Source organism: Streptomyces cinnamoneus (genome assembly GCF_002939475.1).
Taxonomy (GTDB): domain Bacteria; phylum Actinomycetota; class Actinomycetes; order Streptomycetales; family Streptomycetaceae; genus Streptomyces; species Streptomyces cinnamoneus_A.
The window spans coordinates 1641986-1656423 of the sequence record NZ_PKFQ01000001.1 but is presented as its reverse complement, the minus strand read 5'-3'; the positions used below and the strand labels follow the sequence as shown (position 1 = coordinate 1656423).

The following is a 14438-nucleotide window of genomic DNA, read 5'->3' as shown; positions in this document are numbered from 1 at the left end:
CGCGCTACCACTGGTGACCAACCAACGCGCGCAGGACACGAGAGAGACCGTACCCACCGTCGATGAACGCAAGCGAGCCTGTCGGGAACATGATCAGCCACGTGCCGCGCCCGGGGCGGGGCCGGGGTGGTGCCGGCTCTGCGGGACTCGACGCGCACGCCCATCCGGTGGCAGGGCGATCCGTCGGCACACCTTGCGAGCCGCATGCCGCGTCTTCGCATTCGAGGTCTTCGAGCCCCCAACCAGCGCGGCTGTCACTCAGTAGGCTCTCCTCCGACGTCGACACCAAGTCGTCACCAGACCCCGTAGAGTCCGGTTTCAACCCGTATGAACAGGGAAGGAGGGCGCGCCGTGAAACGTGCTCTGACCTGCGCAGACGCTGATCACGCACGTATGCCCTCTGCCGCCTCCGTGAACTTCCCATTCACCCAGCAGAGGGCATACGCCATCCGCGACGGCCGCCTGGCCGGCCAGCTCCGGGATGTTGCCTACCAGGGAATCACGCCCGAGTTCTGGGGCTCGATGGAGGCCATCGGAGGCCCCCGGACGTACGTCCTGGGAGGCGCCTTCAACTGCGGGAAGGCCCAGCCGGGACAGGTCGCGGCGGTGTCACACGGGTGCCCGTCGGCGTTGTTCGCGGGCGTCAACATTCTGAACACCACCCACGAGGCCGGCCGATGAGCACCGCGCACGGGGCCGGCCGGGGCGCCGGGGGCGTCCCCCCGGGCAAGCACAGTCCGAACACGACTCAGGAGGCCGGTCGATGAGCCCGCGCACCAACAAGCCGCACGAGATCGTCGAGCGCGCCCTCGAGCTGTCCCGCGCCGACGGCTGCACGGTGATCGCGCAAGAGCAGTCCACCGCCAACCTCCGCTGGGCCGGCAACGCCCTCACCACCAACGGCGTCACCCGCGGCCGCACCCTCACCGTCGTCGCGACCGTCGACGGCAAGGAGGGCACCGCCTCGGGCTCCGTGACGCGGTCCGCCGTCACCGCCGACGACCTGGAGCCGCTGGTGCGGGCGGCGGAGGCCGCGGCCCGGGAGGCCGGGCCCGCCGAGGACGCGCAGCCGCTGGTGACGGGCGTACCCCACGCCGCCGACTTCACCGGCGCGCCCGCCGAGACCTCCCCGGCCGTCTTCGACGCCTTCGCCCCGGCCCTCGGCGAGGCCTTCGCCCGGGCCCGCGCCCAGGGCCGTGAGCTGTACGGCTTCGCCCGGCACGAGACGGAGTCCAGCTACCTCGGCACCTCCACCGGCCTGCGCCTCCGCCACGACCAGCCCACCGGCACCCTGGAGATCAACGCCAAGACCCCCGACCGCGCGCACTCCGCGTGGGCGGGCCGGGCCACCCGGGACTTCCTCGACGTCGACCCGCTGACCATGGAAGCGGAGCTCGCCGAGCGCCTGGCCTGGGGGAGCCGCAAGAAGCTGGAGCTGCCGGCCGGACGGTACGAGACGCTGCTGCCGCCCACCGCAGTGGCGGACCTGCTGGTCTACCAGCAGTGGTCGGCCTCCGCGCGGGACGCCGCCGAGGGCCGCACCGTCTTCTCCAAGGCCGGCGGCGGCACCCGGGTGGGGGAGAAGCTGTCGGAGCTGCCGCTGACGCTGCGCAGCGACCCGCACGCCCCGGGCCTGGAGTGCGCGCCGTTCGTCCTGACGGGCTCCTCCGGCGACGACGCCTCGGTGTTCGACAACGGACTGCCCATCGCCGCCACGGACTGGATCCGCGACGGCGTGCTGGAGCGCCTGGTCACCACCCGGCACAGCGCCGGCCTGACCGGCCTCCCGCTCTCCCCGTACACCGACAACCTCGTCCTCGACGCCGGCGGCACCCGCTCGCTCACGGAGATGGTCGCCGCCGCCGGGCACGACGGGCCCGCCCTGCTGCTGACCTGCCTGTGGTACATCCGCGAGGTGGACCCGGCCTCGCTGCTGCTGACCGGACTGACCCGGGACGGCGTCTACCTCGTGGACAAGGGCGAGGTCGTCGGCGAGGTCAACAACTTCCGCTTCAACGAGTCGCCGGTGGACCTGCTCTCCCGGGCCGTCGAGGCCGGGCGGACCGAGCCGACGCTGCCGCGCGAGTGGGGCGACTACTTCACCCGGGCGGCGATGCCGGCCCTGCGCGTTCCGGACTTCAACATGAGTTCGGTCAGCAAGGGCGTATGACCGCTCTGCGGAGGAAATAGACTCGGGCCTGTCCTTTGTCCGACAACCACTACAGGAACGTCACGATGACACGCCTCGGCGACTCCGTCGCGCGCGCCAGCGCCCTGCTGGCGCAGGACCTCTCCACCGACTCGACCGTGGAGCAGCTGCTCACGGAGACGAAGGCGAGGCGCTATCTGGACCTGACGGACCTGTCGGCGAAGGAACAGGCCGAGCTGATCGCCGCCCGCACGGTCGAGGTCCTGCCCGCGGTGAGCAAGCTCGCCGAGCGCATCGACGCGCGCCGCGCCGAGGGCAAGGGCCTGAGCATCAAGCTGGGCATCGACCCGACGGCCGCCGACGTCCACCTCGGCCACGCGGTCCCGGTGATCATCCTCAGCCGCTTCCAGCGCATGGGCCACGACGTCACGCTCCTCATCGGCGACTTCACGGCCAAGATCGGCGACCCGACGGGCCGTACGGCGGAGCGCCCGCCGCTGACCGACGAGGACATCGCGGCGAACCTCGCGGGCTACCGCGACCAGGTGCGCCCGTTCTTCGACTTCGAGAAGGTCACCTTCGTACAGAACAGCGAGTGGCTGGCGCCGTACACCTTCCCGAAGCTGCTCGGTCTGCTCTCGCAGGTGCCGGTCTCGCAGCTGCTCCAGCGCGAGGACTTCCGCAACCGCCTCGCCTCGGGCTCGGGCCTGACGATGTCGGAGCTGCTGTACCCGATCGCCCAGGGCCTGGACTCCGTGGCCCTGGACTGCGACGTGGAGCTGGGCGGCGCCGACCAGCTGCTCAACCTCCAGATGGGCCGCAAGCTAATGGAGGTGCACGGCCAGAAGCCGCAGCTCGTCGTCACCATGCCGCTCATCGAGGGCACGGACGGCACCGGCGCCAAGATGTCCAAGTCCAAGGGCAACTACGTGGGCCTCTCGGCGCCCGCCGACGACGTCTTCGGCAAGATCATGTCCGTGCCGGACCGTCTGATGGAGCCGTACCTGAAGGCCTGGACGGAGTGGACGGACGCCGAGATCGCGCTGGCCCTGGCCCGGATCGAGGAGAAGGCGCTGCACCCGATGGACCTGAAGAAGGTCCTCGCGGGCGAGGTCGTCGCCGCGCTGTACGGCGTGGAGGCGGCGATGGCGGCGCGCGCCGGGTTCGTCGCGCAGTTCTCGAAGAAGAGCTTCTCCGACGTCGAGACGCCGGTGGTGGAGCTGGCCGAGCACGGTGAGGAGCCGGCCACGGCCGTCCTCAGCAAGGTCCTCGGCTTCCAGCCCAGCGCCTCGGCCGCCCGCCGGGTCGCCAAGCAGAACGGCCTGCGGCTGGTCTTCCAGACGGCGGGCGAGCAGGAGGCCGTGGTGCTGGCCGAGGCCGACGCCATCCGCCCGCTGGGCGAGGTGGCCCGGGAGCTGCTGGCCGGGCGTGAGGTGAGCGGCGTCTACCTCAAGGCCGGCCGCAAGATCGCCGAGCTGCGCGGCCTGTAGGCCGCGCCCGCGCGGCCCCGCCGGCCGCCGTGGAAGGCTCCCCGAGGGGGCCGGTCGCTTCCCCGCGCCCGGCCCCCTCGTTCCGCGACCGCCTCAGGTGACCCTGTGCCGCCTGCCCCGCATCCCGACCCACAGCCGGTCGCCGAGGGCGACCAGTACGACCGCGCCGGCCAGCTGGAGCAGGTGGCGGATCCAGTCGATGCCCTTGGTGTGCTCGACGCCCAGCGCGCTGGCCGCCCAGTTGCCGAGCAGCGCGCCGATCAGGCCCAGGATGATCGTCAGCCAGAGCGGGACCTGCTGCTTGCCCGGCAGGATCGCCTTGGCGATCAGTCCCAGGACCAGTCCGACGATGATGGCCCACAGCCAGTTCATGCCGCCTCCTCACCCGGAGCGATAGGGCGTGCTCAGTCATTCTGGGCCCCTCCCCCCTACGGCGCACGTCGGAGTCCTCCGTACGCCGTATGCGCACGTCGGGCGCCTGCCGGGGAGTCCGGCGGCGGCTGCCCCGGTCTCGTCCGCCGGGGAGTCGCGGCGTAACGTTGAGTACGTAAGGGCCCGAAGGGCGTCGGCGCGGCAGTCGGGTGGTGGAACGTGATGCGGAAGCTGGGCGGTACGGAGGTCTTCCGGATCACCGGGGCCCGGCAGGGCCTGGAGGAGGACGTGCGCGGGCGCCAGCGCCGGTACGTCATCTCGATGGGCGTCCGCACCCTGTCCGTGGTGCTCACCGTGATCCTGTGGAACATCGAGCGTTACGTGGCGGTGGGCACTCTCGTCCTCGGCGCGCTCCTGCCGTACGTGGCCGTCGTGATAGCCAACGCGGGCCGGGAGAACGCCCCTTCACTGCCCGGTACGTTCGTCCCCGCGCCCACCCGCCCGGTGCTGACGGCCGGCCCCGCGGGCGGCGTGGCGGAACCCGTCCCGGAAGCGGCCCCGGACGCCGAGGGCCCCGCGCGGCCCGATCAGGGACCTGACCACGACTGACCCTCCGGTTCCGGGCGGACCCCCGGCAAGCGGTGTGACAAGCTCAAGAAAACCTCAGATCAATCATGTGGATCGGTGCCCTGCGAAGGGCCCCCCGTGACATACTTCGTAGGCGCTCCGCATCCCCCGTCGGAGCGACAGACCGACGCCGGGCGGCTCCCCCCGTGGCTGCCCGGCGTCGCCGTGTCCGCAGCCCGCTGCGTAGAGTTGTCGGGTGAACTCCCCCGAGAACGCCGTGATCTGCTCCGCCAAGGGCTGCCGCGCGCCGGCGGTGTGGGTGCTGGCGTGGAACAACCCCAAGCTGCACACCCCCGAGCGCCGCAAGACCTGGCTCGCCTGCGACGAACACCGCGAGCACCTGTCCAACTTCCTTGCCCTGCGCGGTTTCCTCAAGGACGTGGTGACGCTCCAGGAGTGGGAGGCGTCAGCCTCCGATCGCTGACATCGGCCGGCTGGGCTGGAGGAACGCCGGGTCGTCCAGCCCCGAGCCGGCCTTCTTGCCCCACATGGCCCGCCGCCACAGGGCGGCGATCTCCTCGTCGTCCGCGCCCGCGCGTAGGGCCGCGCGCAGGTCCGACTCCTCGGTGGCGAACAGGCACGTGCGCACCTGCCCGTCGGCCGTCAGCCGCGTCCGGTCGCAGGACCCGCAGAAGGGGCGGGTGACCGAGCCGATGACGCCCACCCGGGCGGTGCCGCCGTCGACCAGCCAGCGCTCGGCGGGGGCGGAGCCGCGCTCGTCCTCGCCCTCGGGGGTGAGGGTGAAGCGGGTGCGCAGGCTCGCCAGGATCTCCTCGGCGGTGATCATGCCCTCGCGCTTCCAGCCGTGCTGGGCGTCGAGCGGCATCTGCTCGATGAAGCGCAGTTCGTAGCCCGCCTCCACGGCCCAGGCGAGCAGGTCGGGGGCCTCGTCGTCGTTGTGCCCGGGCATCAGCACGGCGTTGACCTTGACGGGGGTGAGCCCGGCGGCGTGGGCGGCGGCCAGCCCGTCGAGGACGTCCTGGTGGCGCCTGCGGCGGGTCAGGGTGGCGAAGACCTCGGGGCGCAGCGTGTCGAGGGAGACGTTGACGCGGTCCAGGCCCGCGTCCTTCAGGGCCCGCGCGGTGCGGGCCAGGCCTATGCCGTTGGTGGTCAGGGAGAGCCGGGGCCGGGGGGTGAGGGCCGCGCAGCGCTCGACGATGCCGACGAGTCCGGGGCGCAGCAGGGGCTCGCCGCCGGTGAAGCGGACCTCGGTGACGCCGAGGGCGGTGACGGCGACGCCGATCAGACGGACGATCTCGTCGTCGGTGAGCAGGTCCGGTTTGGCGAGCCACTGCAGGCCCTCCTCCGGCATGCAGTAGGTGCAGCGGAGGTTGCAGCGGTCGGTCAGGGAGACGCGCAGGTCGGTGGCGACGCGACCGTAGGTGTCGATGAGCACGGTGCGGCCCCTCCCTGGACTGGAACGACGTTTTGTTCACTCGTTCACTACCGCAGCGTACGTGATCCCCCCTCGCTTCAACACTTCGTTGAAGGGGGTGGCCGGCGTACGGGGAGGGGCCGCACCGGGGCGGCGGTCGTCAGTGCGCGCCGTATCCGGTCAGGGAGCGGACCTCCAGCTCCGCGTACTTCTGCTCCTGATCGGGCGCGGGCGCGGAGAGCAGCGAGCCGGCCCAGCCGAGCAGGAAGCCCAGCGGGATGGAGACCAGGCCCGGGTTGCCGAGCGGGAAGTAGTCGAAGCTCATCCCGGGGAAGAGGGCCTTGGGGTTGCCGGAGACCACCGGGGAGAAGATCACCAGGGTCACGGACGAGACCAGCCCGCCGTAGATCGACCACAGGGCGCCCCGGGTGGTGAAGCGCTTCCAGAAGAGGCTGTAGAGGATCGTCGGGAGGTTCGCCGAGGCGGCCACGGCGAAGGCCAGGGCCACCACGGCGGCCGCGTTGAGCCGGTGGGCGAAGATGCTCAGGCCGATGGCGACGCCGCCGATGACGACGGCCGCGCACTTGGCGGTGAGGACCTCCTCCTTCTCGCTCGTCCTGCCCTTGCGGATGACGTTGGCCCACAGGTCGTGGGCGAAGGACGCCGAGGAGGCCAGGGTCAGCCCCGCGACCACGGCGAGGATCGTCGCGAACGCGACGGCCGAGATCACGGCGAGCAGGATCGCCCCGCCCGTGGAGCCGGACCCCCCGCCGACCTCCTGGGCGAGCAGCGGCGCGGCGGTGTTGCCGGAGGGGTCCGAGGCGGTGATCGCCTTGGAGCCGACCAGGGCGGCGGCGCCGAAGCCCAGGGCGATGGTCATCAGGTAGAAGGTGCCGATGATCCCGATCGCCCAGTTGACCGACTTGCGGGCGGCCTTGGCCGTCGGCACGGTGTAGAAGCGGATGAGGATGTGCGGCAGCCCGGCCGTGCCGAGGACGAGCGCGATGCCGAGCGAGACGAAGTTGAGCTTGGAGGTGCCGTCCTTGCCGTACTGGAGCCCGGGTTCCAGGAAGGCCCTGCCCTTGCCGCTCTCCTCGGCGGCGCGGCCGAGGAGCGTGGAGACGTTCCAGTCGAACTTGGTGAGCACCAGGAAGGTGATCAGCAGGGTCCCCAGGATGAGCAGGACGGCCTTGACGATCTGCACCCAGGTGGTGCCCTTCATGCCGCCGATGGTCACGTACAGCACCATCACCAGGCCGACCAGGACGATGATCCACCGCCGTGAGCCCTCACCGCTCGCCCCGAGCAGCAGGGAGACCAGCGCGCCCGCGCCGATCATCTGGGCGAGGAGGTAGAAGATCGACACGACGATGGTGGAGGTTCCCGCGGCGGTGCGGACGGGCCGCTGCTTCAGCCGGTAGGCCAGGACGTCGGCCATGGTGAAGCGGCCGGAGTTGCGCAGCGGCTCGGCGACGAGCAGCAGGGCGACCAGCCAGGCGACGAGGAAGCCGATGGAGTAGAGGAAACCGTCGTAGCCGAACAGGGAGATGGCGCCGGCGATGCCGAGGAACGACGCGGCGGACATGTAGTCGCCGGAGATGGCCAGGCCGTTCTGGAAGGCGGTGAACGAACGCCCGCCGGCGTAGAAGTCCGTGGCGTCCTTGGTCTGCCGGCCGGCCCAGACCGTGATGCCGAGGGTCACGGCGACGAAGACCGAGAAGAGAGTGACGATCAGGGTGCGGTGGTCCCCCGCGCCGCCGGCGGCGGCCAGGACGGTGGTGCTGCTCGCGGTCATTCCCCCGCCTCCATACGGGCCTTGAGGGCCTCGGCCTTCGGGTCGGTGTTCGCCGCGGCGTGCCGTGCGTACCACCAGGCGATCAGGAAGGTGGTGAGGAACTGGGCGAGGCCGAGGACCAAGGCGACGTTGATGTTGCCGGCGACGGTGGTGTCCATGAACGCGCCCGCGTAGTTGGAGAGCAGGACGTACAGGAGGTACCAGGTGACGAAGGCGACGGTGAGGGGGAAGGCGAAGGAGCGGTGGGCCCGGCGCAGTTCGGCGAACTCGGCGCTCTCCTGGGCCTCGGTGAATCGTTCGGGCTGAGCGGGGATGGCGGGGCGAACGGCTTCGTCCGGCCCCTGGGCTGCGGTCGGTGGGGTACCCACCGCCTCTTCAGAGTCCACGACCTCTCCTGACGGTGAAAAGCGGGGCGCGACCCGAGCCTGTGACCCGGATCACGCATCGTAGAGGGACACCGCAGTATGCGACAGGGGGCGGTTCGACCGATGTCGCAGTGGCGCCCGCACGGGGCAAAACCGCCCGCCGACGGCCTCGTTGACCCTGGTGTGAGCGCTGCCCCGACCTCTCCCGCGCCGTCCCCCGGCCGCCGCCCCTTCGGCATCGTCAGGTTGACGGCCCCCGTGCCGGCGGTGCCCACGGACCGGGCCCCGGCCGCGGTCCCCGCCCCGGCCCGCTGGCACGGCCCGGGGGTGCCGCTGCCGCCGCTGAGCATCGCCGCCCTGCGGAGCCCGCGGCCGCGGTCCTGAGCAGCCGGCCCGGGTTCCGACAAGGCGTCACCAACGCGCCCAGATCCGGTCTCTGCCGCATTTCCTGCGAGAATTCATTGCCTGGAACAGCTGACCAGCGCTAGCTTCACTCGTCATGCGACCGCCCGCGCACATCCGTGCGACCGGGCGGATTTCCGGATGATGTGGAGTACCCATGGCTCATCTGCGTTCCAGACGGCGGCACGCCCTGCTGGCGGCCCCGATCGGACTGGCGCTCACGGCGTCCCTCGGTTTCCTGCCCGGCACCGCCTCGGCGGCGGCGCCCGGCACGGGAACGAAGGCGGCCGTCACGGCGGACGGACCCCTGCTGTCGTACGTGGTGAACACCGGCACCGACCGCGCCACGCTCGCCAAGGTGAAGAAGGCCGTCGGCCAGGCCGGTGGAACCATCGTGGCCTCCTACGACCGCATAGGCGTCATCGTCGCGCACTCGAAGAACCCCGCCTTCGGCACGACGCTGCGCGCGGTGCCGGGCGTGCAGTCGGCGGGTGCGACCCGCACCGCGCCGCTCAAGTCGGCTGCCACCACCGACTACGGCAAGCCGGAGAAGCTCAAGCTCGACAAGGCCGGCGCCCTGGCCGCCGCCCGCTCGGCCGCCGACGGCAAGGAGCCCCTGGAGGGCCTCCAGTGGGACCTCGGGGCGATAGGCGCCGACCAGGCCGCCAAGGTCAACCCCGGCAGCAAGAAGGTCACCGTCGCCGTCATCGACACCGGCGTGGACGACACCCACCCCGACCTCGCCCCCAACTTCTCGGCGAGCCAGTCGGCGAGCTGCGTGACGGGCAAGGCCGACACGACCCCCGGCGCCTGGCGGCCCAACGACCCGGCCGAGGACTACCACGGCACCCACGTGGCCGGCACCATAGCCGCGGCCCGCAACGGCTCCGGCGTCGCCGGCGTGGCCCCGGGCGTGAAGGTCTCCGGCATCAGGGTGAGCACCCCCGACAAGAACTCCTTCTTCTACGCGGAGAGCGTGGTCTGCGCGTTCGTCTTCGCCGCCGACCACGGCGTCTCGGTGACGAACAACAGCTACTTCGTCGACCCGTGGATGTTCAACTGCCCTGACAACGCGGACCAGAAGGCGATAGCCGACGCGGTCGGCCGGGCCGCGAAGTACGCCGAGGGCAAGGGCATCGTCAACGTCGCCTCGGCCGGCAACTCCAACTTCGACCTGGCGGCCAAGGAGATAGCCGACGGCGGCAGCCCGAACGACACCACGCCGCAGCCCCGCAAGATCGACCCCAAGCAGTGCCTGGACGTCCCCGCCCAGCTGCCCGGCGTCGTGACCGTCTCCGCCACGGGCGTGAAGTCGCAGAAGTCCTTCTACTCCAACTACGGCCTGAACGCCGTGGACGTCGCGGCCCCCGGCGGCGACTCCCTCCAGGTGCCCGAGCTGCCCGCCAAGGACGGCCGGATCCTCTCCACCATGCCGGGCGGCGACTGGGCCTACCTCCAGGGCACGTCGATGGCCGGTCCGCACGTGGCGGGCGTGGCGGCGCTGATGAAGAGCGCCCACCCCAAGTCCAGCCCGCAGGAGATCCAGTGGCTCCTGAAGGCCCAGGCGAAGAACCCCGGCTGCCCGACCGCGGCCTACGACCCGGACGGCACCGGTAAGTACAAGGCCGCCTGCACCGGTACCCAGCACGTCAACAGCTTCTACGGCTTCGGCATCGTCGACGCCCTGGCGGCCGTCAAGAACTGACGCGAGCGGGACGTCCGGCCTGCCGGACGCCGGTCGGAGGAGGGGCCGGGTGGCTGCAGCCCGGTCCCTCCGCTTTCACCGTCGCACCTGCGCACCCCGTACGCCAGCAGACACTGCGCGGCCAGGTAGGTGAGCATGACCCAGAACTGCGGGACCGGTGCCTGCGGCCATCCGGCCAGACCGGTGGCGATGAGCGTGTCCGACAGCAGGAACAGCGCCCCGCCCGCGGCGGTCCACAGCCGGGCCCGCGTCGCGCCGAGCGCCATGGCGGTCAGCAGCAGGCTGTAGCCGGCGACGGGCAGCCGCAGGTCCGCGTCGAGGTCCGGCCACAGCAGGGTGACGGTCCCCAGCCAGGCGGCGGCGTACCCGGCCGCGAGCCGGTGGGTGCGGGCGCCGCCCGGGCTGCCGTGCCGGGCGAACAGCACCAGGTAGCACACGTGCCCGGCGGCGAACGACCCCATGCCGGCGCGGAAGAGCGCGTCCCCGCCGCACTGCAACAGCACGTCGCCCCCGCAGCCGAAGAGCAGCGCCACCGCCAGCAGCCGCGGTCCGCCCCGCGTGAGGACGTGCACCGCCAGCAGCGGCATCAGCAGCGGTTTGGTGGCGAGGGCGAGGACGGTGGCCCCGGCGGCGAGCGCGGTCAGGTGCGTGGCGGCCGCGACGGCGAAGGCCGCGCGCGCCGCACGGCTCGCCGCGGACCGCCTCACGCGACCCGCTCGGGCAGGCCGGCGGAAGCCCGGCCCGCTCCGCCCGCCGCGGCACCGGACGCCCCGCCGCCCCCGGCCGGCTGCCAGCCGGGCCCCCTGAAGACCCGCCCGGCCCGCTCGCGCCAGCTCCTCGCGGCCCGCAGGTCGCGTGCGAGGGCCGCGTACTCGTGGGTGGCCACGCGCAGCGGGTTGTAGGTCGCGATGTTCTTGGTCAGCCCGTAGACGGGACGTTCCCCCTCCGCCACGAACGACCCGAAGGCCCGGTCCCAGAGGATCAGGATGCCGCCGAAGTTGCGGTCCAGGTAGCCACCCTGGGAGGCGTGGTGGACGCGGTGGTGGGAGGGGGTGTTCAGGACGTACTCCACGGGCCTCGGCAGCGTGCCGATCCGCTCGGTGTGCACCCAGAACTGGTAGACGAGGTTGACCGAGGAGCAGAACGCCACCGCCGCCGGATGCACCCCGAGGAGCACCATCGGCACGTAGAACGGCCAGACGGTCAGGGAGGTCCACGGCTGGCGCAGCGCGGTGGTCAGGTTGAACTTGCGGCTGGAGTGGTGCACCACGTGGCACGCCCACAGGACGCGCACGACGTGGTGCCCCCGGTGCGACCAGTAGTAGAAGAAGTCCTGCGCGAGGAGCATCAGCGGCAGCGTCCACCACAGGACGGGCACGCGCAGGGGGGTCAGCTCGTAGAGGGCGGTGTAGACCGCGACGATCGGGATCTTCCAGAGGGCGTCGAAGACGAGACTGCCCAGCCCCATGCCGACGCTGGTCGCCGCGTCCTTGGCCTCGTAGCCCTCCAGGCGGTCGTCGGGGTGCAGACGGTAGCTCGCCAGCTCCAGCACGGTGAGCAGGACGAAGGCGGGCACGGACCACAACACGACATCGGGAAGGTGCGGCATGGCGGCACCATAAGCGCGCCGACGGGCCTGCCGCTAGGGGTTGTTACCCCCGGGTACCGGTGGGGGGTTACCGGGGGTCACCTGGTGGTGGCGGGGCCCGTGCGGGCCGGTGGGGGACGCCCGCCTTCTGTAGGGACCCGACAGGGACCGCTCGTCGCACCTGTCGCAGGTCGATTCCCGCTTTGGTGACCTCTACCGATACGTTCAGGTGTAGTCCAGCACGATCTATGGATACGCAAACGGAAGGGTGATCCTTTGAGCCGCTCGGTTCTCGTCACCGGAGGAAACCGGGGCATCGGCCTCGCCATCGCGCGCGCCTTCGCCGCAGCGGGGGACAAGGTCGCCATCACCTACCGGTCGGGCGAGCCCCCGGAGGGCTTCCTCGCCGTGAAGTGCGACATCACGGACCCGGAGCAGGTCGAGCGGGCGTACAAGGAGATCGAGGAGAAGCAGGGCGCGGTCGAGGTGCTGGTGGCCAACGCCGGCGTCACCCGCGACATGCTTCTGCTGCGCATGTCGGAGGAGGACTTCGCCTCGGTGGTGGAGACCAACCTGACCGGCACCTTCCGTGTGGTCAAGCGTGCCTCGAAGGGCATGCTGCGGGCCCGTAAGGGTCGCATCGTGCTGATTTCGTCCGTCGTGGGCCTCAGGGGCTCCGCGGGCCAGGCGAACTACGCCGCCTCCAAGGCCGGCCTGGTGGGCTTCGCCCGCTCGGTCGCCCGCGAGCTGGGCTCTCGCAACATCACCGTCAACGTCGTCGCGCCCGGCTTCGTGGACACCGACATGACCCGCGCGCTCACGGACGAGCAGCGCGCCGGCATCGTCGACCTCGTCCCGCTGGGCCGTTACGCGCAGGCCGAGGAGATCGCCGCCTCGGTCCGCTTCCTCGCCTCCGAGGACGCCGCATACATCACCGGAGCCGTCATTCCTGTCGACGGCGGATTGGGCATGGGTCACTGAACGCCATGAGTGGAATTCTCGCCGGCAAGCGCATCCTCGTCACGGGTGTCCTCACCGAGTCCTCGATCGCCTTCCAGGCCGCGAAGGTCGCCCAGAACGAGGGCGCCGAGGTCATCCTGACCGGCTTCGGGCGCCTCTCCCTGGTCGAGCGCATCGCCAAGCGGCTGCCGAAGCCGGTCCCGGTCATCGAGCTCGACGTGAGCAACCAGGAGCACCTCGACGGCCTGGCCGACAAGGTCCGCGAGCACCTGGGCGAGGACGCCCGCCTCGACGGCATCGTGCACTCGATCGCCTTCGGCCCGCAGGGCGCCTTCAACTTCCTCGAGGGCACCTGGGAGGACGTCTCCACGGCCGTCCAGGTCTCGGCGTACTCCTACAAGTCGCTGGCCATGGCCCTGCTGCCGCTGATGGGCGAGGGCGCCTCGATCGTGGGCCTGACCTTCGACGCGCAGATCGCCTGGCCGAAGTACGACTGGATGGGCGTCGCCAAGGCCGCCCTGGAGTCCACCAACCGTTACCTGGCCCGCGACCTCGGCCCCCAGGGCATCCGCTGCAACCTGGTCTCCGCCGGCCCCATCAAGTCGATGGCCGCCAAGTCCATCCCGGGCTTCGAGGAGCTCGCGGACGTGTGGAACCACCGCGCCCCGATCGGCTGGGACCTGGCCGACCCGGAGCCGGCCGGCCGCGGCGTCGTCGGCATGCTGTCCGACTTCTTCCCCCGCACCACCGGTGAGATCGTGCACGTCGACGGCGGCGTGCACATGATGGGCGCCTAGCCCCCGCGCACCCTCCGCGATGCCCGTCCCGAAGACCTTCGGGGCGGGTATCGCCCGTTCCCGGGTCGTGCGTTCGACGCCGCGACCGCACACTGGGGCGAGGAGGAGGTGGGTGCCATGCGCTTCCGGACAGGCCCCCGGGCGCGTTCCCGGGCACGTCGGCGGACGCGCCGCGCGGTCACGCTGCTGCTGCTCACCGCCGCCGCCGTGCTCACCGCCGCGGCCACGCCCCGGGCGCCCGACCCCCGGCGCGAGGCGGAGTGCCACACCCGCGTCCGCGGTTCGCACGTCACCGCCTCCTGCTACAACGGCAACGCCACCACCGATCGCGTCCAGCTGCACGTCACGTGCGCCCGTTGGTGGGACCCCGCCATGGACACCGCCGTGGTGGACGTCGGTCCGGCCCGCCGCGCCGACCTCGCCCAGCGCTGCTGGCTGGAGGTCCGCGACGCCTGGGTGACCCACGACCCCGGCTGACCCTCGCCCCGAGGGCGGGCGGCCCGGGCCGGGATGGGAGACTGGTGCCATGCCCGTCCTCGAACCGAACCCCAAGAACGGCCAGAAGGCCCTCCTGACGATCCTCGGCATGATGCTCGGCATCACCGTCGTGATCGGCGTCATCGCCACCATCGCCGCCGGCTGACCCGCCCCGGCCCGCCGCCGACCGCGCCCCGGACCCGAAAGGGTGGGGCTGGCCCCACCATCCCCTAGGGGGCTGGGGTCAGGGGTAAGTGGGTGGGTTGCCGGATGGGAGGGGGGCGCCGCACTCCGTAGGTTCGACGTACACCGCGACGCGGCGGTGCACGAACCCCC

Annotated in this window: 16 protein-coding genes and 1 pseudogene; 11 read left to right on the top strand and 6 right to left on the bottom strand. The window is 71.6% G+C overall.

What is annotated here, in order from left to right; genetic code table 11:
• Positions 1 to 414: 414 nt before the first annotated feature.
• The 3 genes and pseudogenes from CYQ11_RS06770 to tyrS all read left to right on the top strand — a co-directional run.
• A pseudogene (locus tag CYQ11_RS06770) lies at positions 415 to 681 on the top strand (TldD/PmbA family protein); the annotation flags it as partial.
• 82 nt (positions 682 to 763) lie between these two features.
• A complete protein-coding gene (locus CYQ11_RS06765; protein WP_099201973.1) occupies positions 764 to 2170 on the top strand; it encodes a metallopeptidase TldD-related protein in 1407 nt (468 codons plus the stop codon).
• A 65-nt stretch (positions 2171 to 2235) separates the two neighbouring features.
• Positions 2236 to 3639 carry a tyrosine--tRNA ligase gene (tyrS, locus tag CYQ11_RS06760; protein WP_099202018.1) on the top strand — a complete coding sequence of 468 codons (1404 nt, stop codon included), beginning with the start codon at positions 2236 to 2238 and terminating at the stop codon, positions 3637 to 3639.
• Between the two features lie 93 nt (positions 3640 to 3732).
• Here tyrS and CYQ11_RS06755 read toward each other — a convergent pair whose 3' ends face one another.
• Positions 3733 to 4011, bottom strand: coding sequence for a GlsB/YeaQ/YmgE family stress response membrane protein (locus CYQ11_RS06755; RefSeq protein ID WP_099201974.1), 279 nt, complete (start codon positions 4009 to 4011; stop codon positions 3733 to 3735).
• 222 nt (positions 4012 to 4233) lie between these two features.
• Between CYQ11_RS06755 and CYQ11_RS06750 the strand changes: the two genes are divergently transcribed.
• Both CYQ11_RS06750 and CYQ11_RS06745 read left to right on the top strand, forming a co-directional pair.
• Positions 4234 to 4620, top strand: coding sequence for a DUF3099 domain-containing protein (locus CYQ11_RS06750; protein WP_099201975.1), 387 nt, complete (start codon positions 4234 to 4236; stop codon positions 4618 to 4620).
• A gap of 214 nt (positions 4621 to 4834) precedes the next feature.
• Positions 4835 to 5062, top strand: a complete 228-nt coding sequence (locus tag CYQ11_RS06745; RefSeq protein ID WP_099201976.1) for a hypothetical protein — start codon at positions 4835 to 4837, stop codon at positions 5060 to 5062.
• On the opposite strand, the gene moaA is transcribed toward CYQ11_RS06745, so the two are convergent.
• The 3 genes from moaA to CYQ11_RS06730 all read right to left on the bottom strand — a co-directional run bounded on the left by moaA (position 5045) and on the right by CYQ11_RS06730 (position 8122).
• On the bottom strand, positions 5045 to 6034 hold the full coding sequence (gene moaA / locus CYQ11_RS06740) for a GTP 3',8-cyclase MoaA (RefSeq protein ID WP_099201977.1): 990 nt from the start codon (positions 6032 to 6034) through the stop codon (positions 5045 to 5047). The genes CYQ11_RS06745 and moaA overlap by 18 nt on opposite strands.
• A gap of 139 nt (positions 6035 to 6173) precedes the next feature.
• On the bottom strand, positions 6174 to 7808 hold the full coding sequence (locus CYQ11_RS06735; protein ID WP_099201978.1) for a monocarboxylic acid transporter: 1635 nt from the start codon (positions 7806 to 7808) through the stop codon (positions 6174 to 6176).
• On the bottom strand, positions 7805 to 8122 hold the full coding sequence (locus tag CYQ11_RS06730) for a DUF485 domain-containing protein (RefSeq protein WP_240003649.1): 318 nt from the start codon (positions 8120 to 8122) through the stop codon (positions 7805 to 7807). Before CYQ11_RS06730 ends, CYQ11_RS06735 begins: the two co-directional genes overlap by 4 nt.
• 234 nt (positions 8123 to 8356) lie before the next feature.
• Here CYQ11_RS06730 and CYQ11_RS06725 point away from each other — a divergent pair, with 234 nt between their 5' ends.
• On the top strand, positions 8357 to 8557 hold the full coding sequence (locus CYQ11_RS06725) for a hypothetical protein (RefSeq protein WP_099201979.1): 201 nt from the start codon (positions 8357 to 8359) through the stop codon (positions 8555 to 8557).
• 175 nt (positions 8558 to 8732) lie between these two features.
• Positions 8733 to 10280 carry a S8 family peptidase gene (locus CYQ11_RS06720; protein ID WP_099201980.1) on the top strand — a complete coding sequence of 516 codons (1548 nt, stop codon included), beginning with the start codon at positions 8733 to 8735 and terminating at the stop codon, positions 10278 to 10280.
• Here the strand turns inward: CYQ11_RS06720 and CYQ11_RS06715 are convergent.
• Entirely contained in the window at positions 10235 to 10987 is a 753-nt protein-coding gene (locus CYQ11_RS06715; protein WP_099201981.1) for a lysoplasmalogenase, read from the bottom strand. The two genes, CYQ11_RS06720 and CYQ11_RS06715, sit on opposite strands and share 46 nt — an antisense overlap.
• Positions 10984 to 11889, bottom strand: a complete 906-nt coding sequence (locus tag CYQ11_RS06710) for a sterol desaturase family protein (RefSeq protein WP_099201982.1) — start codon at positions 11887 to 11889, stop codon at positions 10984 to 10986. The genes CYQ11_RS06715 and CYQ11_RS06710 overlap by 4 nt, the downstream gene beginning before the upstream one ends.
• 255 nt (positions 11890 to 12144) lie before the next feature.
• On the opposite strand from CYQ11_RS06710, the gene fabG reads away from it, so the two are divergent.
• The 4 genes from fabG to CYQ11_RS30625 all read left to right on the top strand — a co-directional run bounded on the left by fabG (position 12145) and on the right by CYQ11_RS30625 (position 14268).
• Positions 12145 to 12849, top strand: a complete 705-nt coding sequence (gene fabG, locus CYQ11_RS06705; protein ID WP_099201983.1) for a 3-oxoacyl-[acyl-carrier-protein] reductase — start codon at positions 12145 to 12147, stop codon at positions 12847 to 12849.
• A gap of 5 nt (positions 12850 to 12854) precedes the next feature.
• On the top strand, positions 12855 to 13625 hold the full coding sequence (gene fabI, locus CYQ11_RS06700) for an enoyl-ACP reductase FabI (RefSeq protein WP_099201984.1): 771 nt from the start codon (positions 12855 to 12857) through the stop codon (positions 13623 to 13625).
• Positions 13626 to 13742: 117 nt separating this feature from the next.
• On the top strand, positions 13743 to 14102 hold the full coding sequence (locus CYQ11_RS06695; protein ID WP_240003645.1) for a hypothetical protein: 360 nt from the start codon (positions 13743 to 13745) through the stop codon (positions 14100 to 14102).
• Between the two features lie 49 nt (positions 14103 to 14151).
• Positions 14152 to 14268: an SGM_5486 family transporter-associated protein gene (locus CYQ11_RS30625; RefSeq protein WP_275666487.1), complete on the top strand. Its 117-nt coding sequence runs from the start codon at positions 14152 to 14154 to the stop codon at positions 14266 to 14268.
• Positions 14269 to 14438: the final 170 nt, after the last annotated feature.